This is a genomic window from Microcoleus sp. Pol12A5, from assembly GCF_036701435.1.
GTDB lineage: Bacteria > Cyanobacteriota > Cyanobacteriia > Cyanobacteriales > Microcoleaceae > Microcoleus.
In genome coordinates, this window is the sequence record NZ_JAUBQU010000132.1 from 1 (window position 1) to 15,836 (window position 15,836).

The 15,836-nt window shown below is 46.3% G+C and carries 12 protein-coding genes; 4 read left to right on the forward strand and 8 right to left on the reverse strand.

Going from position 1 to position 15,836, the window contains the following annotated elements:
- Nucleotides 1-59: 59 nt before the first annotated feature.
- The 6 genes from blaOXA to QUA45_RS24195 form a co-directional block, all read right to left on the reverse strand.
- Nucleotides 60-905, reverse strand: coding sequence for a class D beta-lactamase (gene blaOXA / locus QUA45_RS24170; RefSeq protein WP_333222311.1), 846 nt, complete (start codon nt 903-905; stop codon nt 60-62).
- A gap of 145 nt (nt 906-1,050) precedes the next feature.
- On the reverse strand, nt 1,051-1,464 hold the full coding sequence (locus QUA45_RS24175; RefSeq protein WP_333100640.1) for an MAPEG family protein: 414 nt from the start codon (nt 1,462-1,464) through the stop codon (nt 1,051-1,053).
- A 333-nt stretch (nt 1,465-1,797) separates the two neighbouring features.
- The gene (locus tag QUA45_RS24180; protein WP_333100641.1) at nt 1,798-2,262 is read right to left on the reverse strand and encodes a DUF3037 domain-containing protein; all 465 of its coding nucleotides are present in this window, start codon (nt 2,260-2,262) and stop codon (nt 1,798-1,800) included.
- The gene (locus QUA45_RS24185) at nt 2,240-3,028 is read right to left on the reverse strand and encodes a HipA family kinase (protein WP_333100642.1); all 789 of its coding nucleotides are present in this window, start codon (nt 3,026-3,028) and stop codon (nt 2,240-2,242) included. Before QUA45_RS24185 ends, QUA45_RS24180 begins: the two co-directional genes overlap by 23 nt.
- Nucleotides 3,029-3,143: 115 nt before the next feature.
- The gene (locus QUA45_RS24190; protein ID WP_333100643.1) at nt 3,144-3,278 is read right to left on the reverse strand and encodes a hypothetical protein; all 135 of its coding nucleotides are present in this window, start codon (nt 3,276-3,278) and stop codon (nt 3,144-3,146) included.
- Between the two features lie 250 nt (nt 3,279-3,528).
- Nucleotides 3,529-4,101, reverse strand: a complete 573-nt coding sequence (locus QUA45_RS24195) for a hypothetical protein (protein ID WP_333222312.1) — start codon at nt 4,099-4,101, stop codon at nt 3,529-3,531.
- A gap of 622 nt (nt 4,102-4,723) precedes the next feature.
- Between QUA45_RS24195 and QUA45_RS24200 the strand changes: the two genes are divergently transcribed.
- Nucleotides 4,724-5,089, forward strand: a complete 366-nt coding sequence (locus QUA45_RS24200; RefSeq protein ID WP_333100646.1) for a DOPA 4,5-dioxygenase family protein — start codon at nt 4,724-4,726, stop codon at nt 5,087-5,089.
- 325 nt (nt 5,090-5,414) lie between these two features.
- Here QUA45_RS24200 and QUA45_RS24205 read toward each other — a convergent pair whose 3' ends face one another.
- Both QUA45_RS24205 and rnhA read right to left on the reverse strand, forming a co-directional pair.
- Complete coding sequence (locus QUA45_RS24205; protein ID WP_333100648.1) at nt 5,415-6,152, reverse strand: DUF72 domain-containing protein; 738 nt, start codon at nt 6,150-6,152, stop codon at nt 5,415-5,417.
- A gap of 704 nt (nt 6,153-6,856) precedes the next feature.
- On the reverse strand, nt 6,857-7,774 hold the full coding sequence (rnhA, locus tag QUA45_RS24210) for a ribonuclease HI (RefSeq protein ID WP_333100649.1): 918 nt from the start codon (nt 7,772-7,774) through the stop codon (nt 6,857-6,859).
- 81 nt (nt 7,775-7,855) lie between these two features.
- On the opposite strand from rnhA, the gene QUA45_RS24215 reads away from it, so the two are divergent.
- The 3 genes from QUA45_RS24215 to QUA45_RS24225 all read left to right on the forward strand — a co-directional run bounded on the left by QUA45_RS24215 (nt 7,856) and on the right by QUA45_RS24225 (nt 15,383).
- On the forward strand, nt 7,856-12,709 hold the full coding sequence (locus QUA45_RS24215; protein WP_333222313.1) for a CHAT domain-containing protein: 4,854 nt from the start codon (nt 7,856-7,858) through the stop codon (nt 12,707-12,709).
- A gap of 403 nt (nt 12,710-13,112) precedes the next feature.
- Nucleotides 13,113-13,568: a D-aminoacyl-tRNA deacylase gene (gene dtd / locus QUA45_RS24220; RefSeq protein WP_333222314.1), complete on the forward strand. Its 456-nt coding sequence runs from the start codon at nt 13,113-13,115 to the stop codon at nt 13,566-13,568.
- A gap of 588 nt (nt 13,569-14,156) precedes the next feature.
- A complete protein-coding gene (locus tag QUA45_RS24225) occupies nt 14,157-15,383 on the forward strand; it encodes a HetZ-related protein (protein ID WP_333222315.1) in 1,227 nt (408 codons plus the stop codon).
- Nucleotides 15,384-15,836 lie beyond the last annotated feature (453 nt).

The following is a 15,836-nucleotide window of genomic DNA, read 5'->3' on the forward strand; positions in this document are numbered from 1 at the left end:
ATAGCGACTTGACTTAAGAACACTCATTTGAGTCATTGTCAAGTACAATTTATACCAAATTAGATGAGCTTACCCTGTCTTGCGGATGCGTCATTATTGTTGCGGATGTTAATGTTTGTAGCAAAAAAGTAAACATTTTTATTATTCTCTAAATAACCTACATACCAGCCAATTTCCTGCCCGGTTTGTTCTCCAAAGCTTACCCAGCCTGTCTTTGCTCTAATGATATAATCGGGAGTTTTTTCGACAACTATGATGTCTTTAACCAGAGACAGCGATCGCTCAGAAAAGGGTAAGTCATTTTTGTAGAGACGGCGGAGAAATTGAATTTGCTCGTTGGGTGTGATTCGCAGTTCTCCCTCTAACCAAAATTTGTCAATATCGTCTTTGTTACCGATTTTTTGGTTGCCATAACCGACTTTAGCTACCCATTTTTGCATTTGTTCGTGTCCCACTCGGCGGGCGAGAACTTGGTAAAACCAAACGGCGGAAAGTTTTATGGCTTCTCTCATATTCAAGTCTCGATTCCATCCGGAAATTTGCCTTTGAATTCCATCCCAAGTTAGAACGGCAAGCTCATCTGAAATTACCCCTGTTTCTAAGGAAATCAGAGAGTTGACAATCTTAAATGTAGATGCGGGTAAAAAAGCTGTGGCGTTACGTTGCGGGTTGTGTTGATAAAGCCGATCGCTATTCAAATCGTAAATCGCGATCGAACCTTCCACTCCTAGCTCTTGAAAGTGCCGTCCAAAATTAATTGTCTGAGCCAAATCTCCTCCGCGAGGTGAAGATTTTGGCACTATAGGTGGCACGGTCAAGGCTGATTGCAGTGGCTGAACTAAAACTGAAATAGTGCAGCCTAATACAATTAAAATAACAGCGATCGCACGATATATTCGGTTCATAAACTTCGATAATTTAGCCAAATCACAGACAGTAATGTCACAGGGGCGATCGACTTGTAAGGTGCGTCTGACTTACGCTGTGTAAGAAACAATAAAGGTTTGCCCCTGACGCACCCTACTATATATGTGCCGCGTAATTTCTCACCTACAAAACTGCCATAATAGTTAACGCGACCAAACAGCTTAACTGAATTACTAAGCTGAACAACCGAAACTTTGGATCGAGGCCAGCGATGTGAATCGCTGAATGTACCAGCCGAAATAGAATGTACACAACAATCAGCAAATCTACTGCTGTTCCTGAAACACCCCTAACGGTTAGAAGAAAAACAACTCCTAAATACAAAGGCAGGTTTTCTATCAAGTTGGATTGTACTCGAAATAGTCGCCAAAGTAAGCTGTCATCGTTCTGTGTGCCGAAATCTTTTACAGATCCACCCGCAGATAGATGCCGAATTCTGACAGTCAGCAGCATAACAACAACTGCGATCGTCCACAAAATGAAAATTGCTAAACCCCAGAGAGGGAAAGTCATATTTGTCGGTTCACTGTGCATCATCTTTCTACCTTGCGAAACTGCGGTTAAGACTTTAGAAAAGTTATATCAAATCCTGTAGCATGGGAATTGTCAAATCCAGCCAACAGTCAACGCTCACCGACGGTGTAACCGGAATCCATCTAATTCATCTGCGTTAATCTGTGTTGATCTGCCCTCATCAGCGGTTAAAAAAAGAGAATGTATAAACCGCAGATGACAAGAGATTGAACCAGATTCACGCAGAGGTAGAGAGGTCGAGAAGAGAGATATGAATAATTCGGATATTCTGAGTGTTTTCCGAAATGGATAGAGCGCCTACCAAGCTCAAAGCAGCATCTAACCGACAAGCTGACGCTAACTAGAGTGCGATCGCATCTCCTGAGTGTCAATTCCCGCCACTAGCAACCGAGCGTTTACAGATGGTTTTCGGCAAGACGATCGCACCATTGTATCGAGCAAGTGTTCGATCGCACCCGGTAGATTCTGGCAAAAACCAGTGTGTACGCGCGATGTCTGAACGATCGTACTGCGGGGTGCTACGAGCCAGTGAAACCGCTCTCTGTGGGGAAGTTGACCGATCGCACCAGATTCCTTGCCACCTGCACAAATGATGGGAATGACTGCTAGGTGATTGCGAATCATTTCCAGATCCAACGTTGAGTCGATCGCCATCAAGCGCTGTTCATCTATTTCGATACGGGCTTCGAGGAATTTTTTCGTACCGCAGGAAACGATCGCCCCGACGTTGATAAACTCCTCGCGCTCGACTTTGGGAACGACGCGGATAATGGCATAATCATACAGAAATCGATCGGGCACTAATCGCTTCCTCCAAAAAAATATGTGGTGATTCTAGCCGATTTAGCAGGTACTCAATATAAGCATCCCGATGTTGATTGCTATCGCTGAAAGGAGAATCTCCCACCAGCCAAGTATCAGGAATTAGTTTAACGATGTTGCGAATGATGTCAGGGGTTAGCGTTTGACTCATCTTTGAATTTGCCGCTTCCAGGGTGCTGGCAAAACGCAGCAGAACGTGGTCTTTGATTGGAGGGAAACGATCGCGGCTGCGCGAGAGATAATCTTTCCAGGTGTGGTGGAAGTAGAGGGCCGCACCGTGATCGATCAGCCAAAGCCGTCGGTGCCATACCAGCATATTTGCATTGCGCGGCGTGCGATCGATGTTAGTCACAAAAGCATCGAACCAGACGATTTCTGAGGCCAGATCCGCCTCAGACTTGCCCGCTATCGGGTCAAAAGTGATGGAGCCCGGGAGATAGTCGAGGGCGAGGTTGAGACCAGCACTTGCTCGGATCAAATCTTGAATTTCCGGGTCAGGCTCAGTGCGAGCCAGTTCGGGATCGAGTTCAACAAAGACGAGTTCGGGGATTGGGAGTCCGGAAGCGCGAGCAATCTCTCCCGCCACTAGCTCCGCGATCAGAGATTTGGCTCCCTGGCCGGCACCGCGAAATTTGAGCACGTACATACCATCATCATCTGCTTCGACGATCGCCGGCAGCGATCCGCCTTCGCGCAAGGGAGTGACATACCTGGTAGCAATGACTGTTCGCAAGTTGGGACTCATGCTATTTTCGATTTGAGATTTTTGATGGGAAATCACTCATTTTATGAGGGTTTGGAGCACTGGCTTACAGTTGGATTCTTTCTTTTAACTGCGACTGATGTTAAGTAGTCTCTAATTATTTTTGCATCTGTTGGCTATTGCAGGCGATCGATATCGAGATTTCCTGGATGGGGCGATCGACTACAAAGCGTTCAATTACCGCATCGGCACGCTGAGTGAAAGCATCCAGGATACAAGCCCCCGGATTCATTCCGAAAGCAGACTCAGGACCCAGAAATAAAAAACCTGTATCTGATGAAACTTGCCCCCCGAATTTATCCGTGGGGTCAATGCTTCAATTCTTTAATCTAAAATCTAAAATCTAAAATCTAAAATCGTTTGACGGAGTATTTCGTGTTTCCCGATGCCAAGCTTCTTCTGAATTATTTGTACGAGATGGAACCCAAAGTGCTGTCGGCTGTTGAGGTAGATGTCACATGATTAAGAGTTTTTTGAGCCTATTACGAACAGCCTTCTATATACTCAACTTCAGGAAGTTTACCCGAACGGAACCTATCTACACGATTTTTGCTAGTCTCAAAAATTATGCGGTAGTTTTTGTCAGCCGCATCTTTAGGGACGAAAGTTAGATATTTTCCATTGTCTGGTGGGCGGCTTATATAATGATGAGGAGTTGCTTTAATTTGCCCTAGATATAAAGATAAAATTCGTTTTTCATTATCCCCGATTCTAGCTCCACTGATGGTGGTAATGCGCTTGCTGCTAATATCCACTCTGGCAATGCGACCCTTTGTTACCATAAAAGCAATTCCTTTTGGCTCTCCTTTTGGTTGAACGTAGGAACACTGATACTCGTCAATATCACCACTCCCACTTCTAATTAATCTAATCCCACCTGCTTTTGACGCTTCATCAACTGTCATACCAACCCGAATTGGCCCAATTCCATTAATTGCTAGTTTCGATCGCTCTGTGAGTTTCGCTTGAGCGCTAACTGATGTTACCAAAATCCCAAAAATGACTGCTGTGCCAATTAGTAAGGCGAGCAACTTTGAACTGTTTAATTTTCGCATCGAATGTTCTTCCTCCTTGATATGTGTAAATATTTATCTAATTATGCTGTTATTTGAATATCCTTCGCCAGTATACTGATTTATTTTGTACTTGTACGCAGGAAATCGTCGCCTGAGTTTTGCTCGCTCGATTCTCCCGTTCTGCCTTAGAAATCCGTTTTGAGGTTGTGGGATGTCGCCTATAGCTTATATCCAATGCGCACTTCATCGTCGGGCGTAAAATCGAGTCAACAGTCAACACTCAACCTTCCTTCAGTTTTTCAACCCCTCCTTCAACAGCCAACAGTCAACAGTTAACAGCCAGAGGAAAGAGATGTTGGCTCAACTATCCAGGCTAGTGCAGGGGCTAGAACAAAGCCCAGTGCTAGAATGGGTAAGAAAGCAGAGAATTTGTTCGAGTTTTTATTCACAGTTAACATAAGTTCGAGAAGAAAGCGAGTGTCCAGCTTGGCTGAATCTCTTGTCACCATGACTAAAACCCGCCGGCCATGCCCCAAATCCCTAAGAGTGCGATTGCTGCCTCTTGTATGCCCGCAACTCACACCTCCTAAGTGGCCTTCACCAAGTTAGCCTGAAATTAACAGCCGTGTTGTGCAGATGTCCGCTCAATACCCCACTGAAAATGATGAAAGAAGACACTATCGAAATTGTTGGTTTTCACGCACATATTTACTTCAACGCTGATAATCGCGATGTCGCAGCGCGCGTACGCCAAGGATTGACTCAGTTTGAGGTGCAGCTTGGGCGTTGGCATGACAAACCCATTGGTCCCCACTCCCAAGCGATGTATCAAGTTGCATTTTTACCCTCGCAATTTGGCAAAGTCGTTCCTTGGTTAATGCTGCATCGCGAGGGGTTAGATATTCTCGTGCATCCCGAAACCGGCGATGATCTGGCGGACCATACGAAACATTCTTTGTGGCTGGGAGAAAAACTAGAGCTGAATCTCGAAGTTCTGCGGCCTAGAACAGCCAACGCCAGCTTGTGATCGATCGCGCGCCAAGCGAAAACGCTGCTCCTGATATCAACTCCGCTAGCATCAGAATTGTCAAATCGAATCAACAGTCATTAGTCATCAGTCATCAGTCAACAGTCAACAATAATTCCGGTGCAACTGCAATTGATATGACAGCTACTATGGGGATTTGATGTTGGGTAGAAGTGACTATCAAAACGCTTGCGAACTGGCAAATGCTAAGTGCAGGGAATTGAACCAACCAAAAACGCAGTCGGCGAACTAATTTAGCTTCCGGGAACTGCGAAGCATTTTTGAATGTGCTCCCAACAATGGGAACGCTCTCAATCTTCGCTTGTCAGGAAATACCCTTCTCCACAAAGGTTTTTAGCTTTGAAGCGTTCCGAACTGCATTTCCCTCTCCGTCGTTGTTGAAGTAGACAAACACACTTCGCCCCTGACTTTCCCACTCGTGGATGCGATCGGTCCACCAATGCAAATCATCATCCGAGTAGGAGCCACCGTAGAGATTGTTGGCGTCGGGGCCGTGGAGGCGGACATAGACGAATGAGCCCGTTGCGCGGAGGATACACGGAAGGTGGGCTCCGCTCATCACGCAGTAAGCCGCTCCAGAGCGTTCCAGCAGCGAAAATACCTCTTCTGTGTGCCAGCTTGGGTGTCGGAATTCAACAGCTACTTTGATCCAGGGGGGCACCTGTTCTAGAAAGTAGGCTAGGCGGGCCGAGTCGCAGCTGAACTGGGGAGAAAGCTGGACGAGTAGAATACCCAGTCGTGAGTCCAAGCATTGAAGTCCCTCACTCATCCGTTCCAACCACTGTTCTGGCGAGTAAAGACGCTTGGAGTGCGTTAGACCACGGGGCGCTTTTACGGTCATGAGAAATCCTTGGGGGAGGCGCTCTCGCCAGTTAGCAAAGGTAGTGTTTGGTGGCCAGTGGTAGTAGGTGCTATTAACTTCGACGGTTTGATAGTGCTGGATATAGCGATCGAGCCTAGAGCGTGGCGGTAGCTGGTGGGGATAAAGCACACCTTCCCAATGGTCGTAACTCCAACCTGAAGTGCCAATATGAACACTCATCGCCTTTTTACTCCCATGCAGATTTTGTTTGTGTTGGAATTTAAGTTTAGTCGGCCCGCATCGCTATCGCACTCTATCAATCAACTAAAAATAGAGAGAGCAAGTTGAACTCTTAAGGACTCTTTTAAACGGTGAGCCTGACTTTACTGCTTTGGGCGATCGTTTCAGGTTTTTCTATGTTGATTTTTTTTTGCTGGTTATGCAGATTTTCAGCATGAGTAATTAGCCCCTTGAGTTAGTCATATCCTAGATCTAATAGCCTTGTGGTTTATGAGGTTTTTTTTCTATATGTTCCCCAAGTTGACTCATGAAAGTGAAGCGACAATTCTTTGATAATATGGAAGCGATCGCACTCATAGTCTAATTGTTGGAAATGTTTAATAGGGGAGAGCATCTTACTTTTGCAGGCAGCCAAGCTAGCAATTGGAGTTAGGAGTTAGGAGCTAGGAACCTGGAGACAGAAGTAAGGAGGCAGAAGAAGTATTTTTACAAATATGAGATGCTCCCTAATAGGGAAAGCGCAGATGCAACGCAGATGGTTTTCAATATAGAAGAGTGAATGCCTACCATTCCAATTTAATGACTGATGACTGATGACTAAAAGGACACAACAATGTTGTGTCCCTACGGAATTTGGCCCAATCTTGCTTGGAGACAGTCATTAGTCATCAGTCATTAATAAACTAATAACTCATGACTAACCACTAATCAGTTGTACTAACGTGGTCGATTCTCTCTAATTGCCAGAGAATTTGGTTGCCTTCGCGCCGCACCCGCGAAACTACCCAATTTCGCCAAACCCAGTTGTCTCCACGACTGGTGACAGCGCTGGCATTTACATCCATCAAATCAGCCAGTTCAGAACTGGTAATCAAGTAGCCTTTCGTCGCAACCTCGTCGGCGATGTGCAACGTTTCGATCAGATTGCGGAGGTCTTGAACCCTCACCTCGCGGGGCAAGTTCTCCAGGGTATCGGCAGTTGAATCCATCATGGTAGAGTGGGAGATCGGAAGGTCAGAAGTTATGACATAGGATTCTATCGTTTTGTTACCAGTTGTGTCCGTTTCTTCCCAAACAATTGTGTTTTCCGAACCTAGGGGCGATGTGGCCGCGCTGACAAAAGTGTCCGCCTGAGTCTCGCCTACAGTTGGTTTGCGCTGTTGCAGTTCGGGAGTGAGATTGTGCGAGAAGTTGCGGGCAATTTCATCGCATCTGTCGTTGTAGTAGTCCCCGGAGTGGCCGCGGACGTGTTCCCACTTGATTTGCCGGGAATTCAGCTTGTCTAGCAGATGCCAGAGGTCTTGGTTGACAACATCTTTTCCGGTTGAGGTTTTCCAGCCCTTATTTTTCCAGCCTTGAATCCATTTAGTGATGCCGTTTTTAACGTATTCGCTGTCGGTGTAAACGGTGACTGGTTCGGTTTGACCGGAATTCGCAAAAAATTCCAGCGCAGCGACGGCGGCCTGCATTTCCATGCGGTTGTTAGTAGTTTGAGGGTCTCCACCCCCAAGTTCGTGACAGTTGCCGTCGGCGAAACAAACTACTGCACCCCAGCCACCTGGGCCTGGGTTGCCGGAACAAGCGCCGTCTGTGTAGAGGCTTTTGATTTTGGGAGTTGTCATGAGCGAATTAATTTGTTATTTAGGGGTAAGTTGTTTGCAAGTGCGATAATTAAGGCAATTGAGATAGTTTTACTTACTGCTATGAAAAATGCCAACTTAAAGATTAAAAAGGTTGCGCTATTTATTTGTCCGTTTTCTTTGTTAATTTTTAATACTTTCGCGCAAGCACAGCCCATAGTGCCTGCTGCTGATGGTACGGGTACTGTTGTCACCCCCAGCGGCAACCGCTATGACATCAACGGGGGCAGTTTGTCGGGAGACGGCGCGAATCTTTTTCACAGTTTTGGGCAGTTCGGCTTGAATGAAGGTCAAATTGCTAATTTTCTGACAAATTCGGCTATTCAAAATATATTAGCTCGAATTGCTGGCGGGGAGGCTTCGCTAATTAACGGTTTAATTACTGTCACGGGCGGCAATTCTAATCTGTTTCTAATTAATCCTGCGGGGATTGTGTTTGGCCCGAACGCGAGTTTGAATGTGCCGGCGGCTTTTACTGCAACTACTGCTACTGGTGTCGGTTTTGGTTCTAATTGGTTTAATGCTGCGGGTACAAATAATTTTAGCGCCTTGGTGGGTACGCCAAATGCTTTTAATTTTGGTGCGGGTGTACCGGGAAGTATTGTTAATGCTGGCAATTTAGCTGTGACTCCGGGGCAAAATTTGGCTTTGCTTGGCGGTACGGTTGTTAGTACCGGGCAGTTGTCGGCCCCGGGCGGGCAAATTACTGTTGCTGCGGTTCCGGGAGCTCAGGTTTTGCGAATTAGTCAACCAGGGCATCTGTTGAGTTTGGAAATAGCAACTGGCGGGAATGTTGGTAATTCTAAACAGACTTTGAATCCTATTTCTTTGCCGCAGTTGCTGACAGGTACGGGGCAAAATCAGGCGGCTGGTGTTGCGGTTGCTGATGACGGTTCTGTGAGGCTTGTGGGTTCTGGTTTGCAGGTAAATTCTGGGGATGTGGCGATTGCTGCTAATGTGTCTGGGCTGCCGCAGTTGAATGCGGGAAGTGCGAATTTATGGGCTGCGGAAAATCTCACGTTAGCGGGTGCTAGGCTGCAAACTACGGGGAATTTGAGTTTGCTGGGTGGGGATGCGGTGCGGGTCAGGGACAGCACCCAGAATCCTTTTTTGGCGCAGGCTGGGGGGAATTTATACATTCAAGCCGATCGCACTATTGATATTCTCACTCAAAATGCGATCGGCGGCTCATCTCTTCCCCCGCAATTCCAAAGCGGTGGCAATTTGAGTTTGGTGAGCAACGGTGTTATTTCGGGGGATTCCCACTTTGTTTCGGGGGGCAATTTCTCGGTGCGGAATTTGTCAGGAATGCCGGGAAATTTCGTAAGTTTATTTGACCCGATTATCAGTTCGGAAGGAGATGTTTTCTTTGGAGATTATACTGGTGCTTCGCTGAAAGTCGAGGCGAAGGGGAGCATTGTTGCCGAGGATATTACAATTACCGGCCCTGATATTGCATTGGGTAGGGAAAATGTGAATCCCGACGATCCAGATATTGCTATTTTAAGCAGCAGTCCCGCCTTAATTTTGCGGGCGGGAGTGGCAACTCTGCTAAATCCTGTTAGTAACAGTTTAGGTGAAGATTCAATCTTTACAAATCCAATTTTATCAAGCAATTTGATTTCAGTTGAAAATATTTCAGCAGGTGGGCCGATAATTTTGTCAGCGCTGGGAAATATCGCAACTAGAGATATTAATGGCGGTCAAATTAGTGTAGAAAGTAGGGAAGCAGAAGTGCTAGTTGGGGGCAGATTAACATCTAGTTCGACAATTAATATTCAAGCTAATGACAATATTATCTTGACAAGTGACATTTCTCGTGCTGATATCAACGGCAGTATTAGTCTGAATACTGTTCGGGGTAATATCGTCACAGGATCGATCGATACTGGAAATTCCGGGGCGATCGAACTTAAAGCTTTTGGCAATGTGAATTTTGGGACTTTGCAGGGTTCTAAAGTTGATATTACCAGTAACTCCGGAGCATTGGGAGTTTTGACTGATGCCAATATCATTGTTCCTAATACTACACCAGTCAATATTACAGCAACCGAGAATATCAATTTGACAGCTTTTAGGGACTTAACGGTTGGCAATCTAACCGCTGCGACTGTCAGTGCTAGCAGCACCAATGGGAGTGTTAATACGGGTGCGATCGCTACTTCGGGAGATGTCAGAATTGTAGCCGGACAGGACATCAGCCCGGGGGCAATAACTGTTAATCCTGTCACCACAAATCCAGTTAATCCCATCATTCCCGTAGTCAATCTGGACGCCCTAAATAATATTAGTGTTGATTCGATAAATGCTCCGGAGGCTACGATTGCTTTGAGAGCGACCAGCAACTTAAATTCAGGGAGTTTGCTCGGGGGAGCAGTGGAACTCAAGAGCGATAGCGGAAATATTGCGATCGGTAATACTACATCTATTGGGAATATTAATATAAGAGGATCGGGAAATGTAAATTCGGGGGATTTGCTGGGAACAAGAGTTAATGTAAATAGCTCTTCGGGAAGTATGGATATTGGAAGCGCTACAGCAACAGAAAATACTGTCAATTTAACAGCACCGCTGGATGTCAATTCAGGGGATTTGCGAGGAGTTGGAGTTAATGTAACTAGCAATTCTGGAAGTATTAATATTGGCAATACGGATGCTACAACAGGAAATGTCAATTTAACTGCACCGCTGGATGTGAATTCAGGGGAGTTACAGGGAGTTGCAGTTGATGTCGCTAGCGCCAGGGGAACCGTCAGCACTGGTAATATAAGTGCAGTTGAAAGTGTCGGAATTTTAGCTGGAAACGAAATCCGAATTGGGCAAATAAATGTTAATCCTGTTGTTAGCACCGATCGCACTTCTACAGTAAATCTTAACGCTCAAAATGATATTAGGGTTGCATCGATCAATGCTCCGGGCAGTAATGTTGAACTCGCAACTCCGGCTTTAGTGCGAGTGACGGGTAGTTTTGACCAAAACGGCACTCCTGTTAGCATCTCGACTCTTGGCGACACTCAACCCGGTACAGTTACGATCCGCCACGGGGGCGGCGATGCCACTCCGCCGACGCCTTTTGCGGTGGGAGATGCGACGACTAACGGTACTGCTGGGGCGATCGCCAGTAATCCTGTGGGTACGATTACTCAGGGCCGATCTTTCATAAATTCTTACACTCAAGGCAATAGTGCGATCGTCACTACAAATCAACCCGGTACAAATCAACCCGGTACAAATCAACCCGGTACAAATCAACCCGGTATAAATCAACCCGGTACAAATCAACCCGGTATAAATCAACCCGGTACAAATCAACCCGGTACAAATCAACCCGGTACAAATCAACCCGGTATAAATCAACCCGGTATAAATCAACCCGGTATAAATCAACCCGGTACAAATCAACCCGGTACAAATCAACCCGATATAAATCAACCCGGTACAAATCCTCCGCCACCATCGCCAAGCGGTAGATTTCCATTAGATAGAAACCGGGTTTTTCCCGATCGCAACCAACCCTTTAGTCGCGAACAGCGGCAGAACCAAAACAGAATATCGCGAGATATAGGAAAACCCGGAGAAAGGATGCCCCCCGAAAGAATGCACTCTCCCAGAGAAATGAGAAATTTCCTCAATTCAAATATCAGAGATTCAGTTATTCAGTCAGCATTTCGGGGTGACATCGGCAGGAATTTGGAGACCGGAAAAATATCGGCAGCTTTGTCTCTGCTGGACAAATCTTTCAGCCAAGAATTTGGGGAATATTTAGGGATAAACATCAGTAACGAGTTGGTATCCCCAGAGGAAATTAAAACAAAGTTAGCATCGGTGGGCGCACAAACCAGCACGAAACCCAGCTTAATTTATCTATTCTCGCAGCCCGAAGAATTAAATTTAATGCTGATTACTTCTTGCGGTGAAGTGGTTCACAAAAGTGTGCCGGCTGCGAACCGGGCACAACTGCTGAAAGTTGTCACTCAGTTCAGGGATGAGATTACCAAACCGGGGGTGCGGGCTACTACGAGTTATCTACCATCTTCCCAACAGCTTTATAAGTGGATCATTGCGCCTTTAGAGGACAGTTTGAAACACTGCGAAACCGATACTATTTCCTTTGTTGTCGATCGAGGTTTGAGAGGTATGCCCTTTGCTGCTTTGCACGACGGACACCAATTTTTGGTAGAAAAGTACAGTCTCAGCCTGATGCCCAGCATTAATTTAACAGATACTCGCTACGTCGATCTGAGAAATTCTCAAGTTTTAGCAATGGGTGCCTCGGAATTTTCCGAGTTGAATCCTTTGCCTGCGGTTCCTGCTGAAATAGCCGCTATTTCTAGAGAGTGGCCGGGAGTTACTTTTCTAAATGAGGGTTTCACTTTGGATAATTTGAAGCGACAGCATCAAAGCCGGCCTTTTGGCATTATTCACTTAGCTACTCACGGTGAATTTCGACCTGGATCACCGAATAATTCTTTTATTCAGTTGTGGAATAGTCGGCTGCGACTGGATCAATTGCGAGATTTGAAATTGAATGATCCGCAGGTGAATATGTTAGTTTTAAGTGCTTGTCGGACTGCGGTGGGAGATGCACAGGCGGAGTTGGGTTTCGGGGGGTTGGCGCTGCAAGCGGGGGTGCAAACGGCTTTGGGAAGTTTGTGGTACGTGAGTGATGAAGGTACTTTGGGATTGATGAGTGAGTTTTACCAGCAGTTGAAGACGGCGCGAATTAAGGGGGCGGCGCTGCGACAAGCGCAAATTGCGATGTTGCGGGGAGATGTGCGTTTGGAGGGTGGCAGATTGCGGGGTTTGAGTCGGGGTGAGGGGGTGGAGTTGCCGGCTTCGCTGCAAGGGTTTGCGGATTTAAAGTTGTCGCATCCTTATTATTGGTCGGCTTTTGTGATGATTGGGAGTCCTTGGTGATTGGTGATTAGTGATTAAGTAAGTCAAGGGAAATATTTACAAGTATGTAAGGAAGGATTAAGTAACTTAATGGGAGTTAAATTGAACAGCTTCTGTAGTATACTTTCCTTTTTCTGCTCTAACTTATACCCCATGAATTACAGCATAAGCGAGCTCTAATTCATCCTCAAACATTTTTCCGGCTAGTTGATTTTTTTTGATATATTGCCACTGCCATTCAATTGGATTCATTTCTGAACAAGATTTAGGCAAAAAGAAGATGTATTAACCCTGAATTTCCTACTTCGACCATAATTGTTGGAATTTGCCGACATCGGTGTATCGGACCGTTTTCATTTTCATAGCGACACGGCGATTGCGCTGCTGTTCAAATAATCCTAAGACGCTACCAAAAAGCAAGTCAATGCGAGTCATCATCCAGCGAGTAAAATCATCTCAAGTCGAAATAGAAGGTCAAATTGTCGGCAAAATTGGCCGCGGACTTAACTTGCTTGTAGGTATTGCAGACACCGACACCGAAGCAGAATTCGATTGGATGGCTCGCAAATGCCTAGAATTGCGTTTGTTTCCCGACTCTGCTACGGATACCGGGCGCTGGGACAAGTCCGTACAAGACATCGGTGGCGAGTTGCTGGTTGTCAGTCAGTTTACGCTCTACGGCGATTGTCGCAAAGGTCGGCGACCTTCCTTCGATCTAGCAGCGGCTCCTGAACGAGCCGAAATTATTTATGATAAATTTGTCGAAAAGTTGCGCCAGAGCGGCTTAAAAGTTGAAACAGGCTTGTTTGGAGCGATGATGCAAGTCTCGATCGAGAATGACGGGCCGGTGACTTTGATATTAGAGAGAGAATCGGGGTGAGTTTGTTGACAGGCTTCTCTGTTCACCGCACCACATCCTACTTTTTTTTATCTTCCTACCCTTTGGGAACGGCTTCGCCGAACGTGTCATTTGCGTCTTCGCGGTTCGTTCAAAAAAAGCCGTTGCGCGTTTTACTAAAAGCAAATTTTCAGATTAACCGGGTTTCCTAACTGCGGTTGCGTAGGTTCAGAAGACATCGGTTTTCGCTACATTTTCTCCCATCCCGATTCCAGAACTTCAAACCCTTAAAAAACCAGTTTGTAAATCGTCCACTCAGCGGCCCTGGAACACCGTCAATCTTTTTCGCGATCGCCCCACACGACTAACAGCTCAGAATGCTTGTACAGTAAGGCTTTGATGGCAATAAAACCAATATTCCACAGTCAGCGCTTAGAATCAGATTCAGCAGCCAAAAACTGTTGCATGAGAGAGTGGAACACTGGCATCACTGCGGTTATCTCTACTTCCGTAATATTCAATGTATAGAGAGTTGAATCAGCACAGCAAGCGAAACCGCCAGCAACTGCCACCTCACTCTCTGAGAAATGTCCTCGCACACCCGCTGTGTCCTACCACCCGATAAACGCCATGACTGTCAAAGCTGCCACCAACACCGTCAACTGCAACACCGCTTCTGAGCTCAACTGCATTCCGGAACCAACCGCTGAAATCAATACTGTTCCCAGCATCGATATCCTCGCTTTGGCTAACTTCGCCCTCAAAGAATTGCAAGCCGAAATGAAAACTGCCAGCCGCAGCGCTCAAACAGTGGCGATGCGGATTGCTAAGGAAGTTGAACGGATTTGCCAAAAAAGCGATCGCATCCAAATTTCCGGCGAAGTTGAAGCTTGGCAAATCACCTTGGCCGAGCACCGGTTCCAAAAAATCCTGCAATACTACCGCCTCGGTTCCAAACAAGGCCGCGTCGAACTGCACTCTCACCTCGCGGCTATGATTTACCGCCATGTTGCTTCTTTCCGATCGAACTTGAACTTCCAAGCTCGCTACAACATGATTGAAGACTTTTTGCAAGGCTTTTACATCGAATCTCTGCGAGCTTTTCGCCGCGAACACCAACTCGATGTCACCTACCAGCCCCGCACACAGCTAGAATTGGCTGAGTACATGGCTTTCACCGAACACTACGCCAAGCGCCAAATCGGTTTGCCCGGCCGCAACCGCCAACGCCTGATCGTGTTGCGCGCTCAAGGATTTGCCAAGGGCCAGCCTCCGGAAACTGCGATCGACATTGAAATGGCTGTAGAATCCGGTAAGGGAGAAGAAGCGGAAATGTACAGCCGCTCTCCGGCGCTGCAACAAGTGCGCGAGCAAATGGTATCGGAAACTGTCGATCCGGCTGATGCTGTGCTGCGCGATCGAGTAGTCTCGGAATTAATCGCCTATCTGGAATCGCAAAATCAGCCAGAATGCGTGAATTACTTAACTTTAAAATTGCAAGACCTTTCGGCTTCGGAAATTGACCGCGTGCTCGGTTTGTCTTCCCGCCAGCGCGACTACTTGCAACAGCGGTTTAAGTACCACGTCGAAAAATTTGCCCGCACTCAAAATTGGAAACTCGTTCACGAATGGCTGGGCGCTGATGTCGATCAAAAGCTGGGAATGACTTCGGACAAATGGGAAGCATTTCGCGCTCAACTTGCGCCCGAAATGCAGCAAATGTTAGAAATGAAGCGGAATCAAGAAAGCGATAAGGCGATCGCCACGGCGCTCAAATGCACTCCCAAACAAGTCCAAAAACGCTGGGCGCAACTGTTGGAGCTGGCAAGCCAGACTCGCAACAGCAGCCAAGCTTAATTGGTACTCAAATATGAATGCAACTGTTTTCTTGAGACTGGAAAATGCGATCGGGTGCGGCACCTGCACAGGAATGCCCGCCCCGGCGTCCACTCTCAAATCAACAAGGACTGCTACTAACTTATCGCCGCTTTTTGGCATCTTCAATTTATTAAAACAAAATTATTTTTTTAATGTATTTCATTCCCTGGTTAGACCGGGGAATTTATTTTTATTAGTCATTATTCATTAGTAATTAGTTATATAAAATTGCTGGCATAAGAGGCGGAATGGCATATATTTATAATGAAATTCAAACCTAGGGAGTAGCAGAACAAAGGCAAAGTTGTTCAAAGTTCAAAAATGCAATACCCTAAATGCTAGGGTAAAGATGTACTTAGGGCTTGCTGAATAAGTTAAGAAAAATCGCTATCGCAATTAATGGGTGATTCAAGCTCGGCGAAACATAATTTT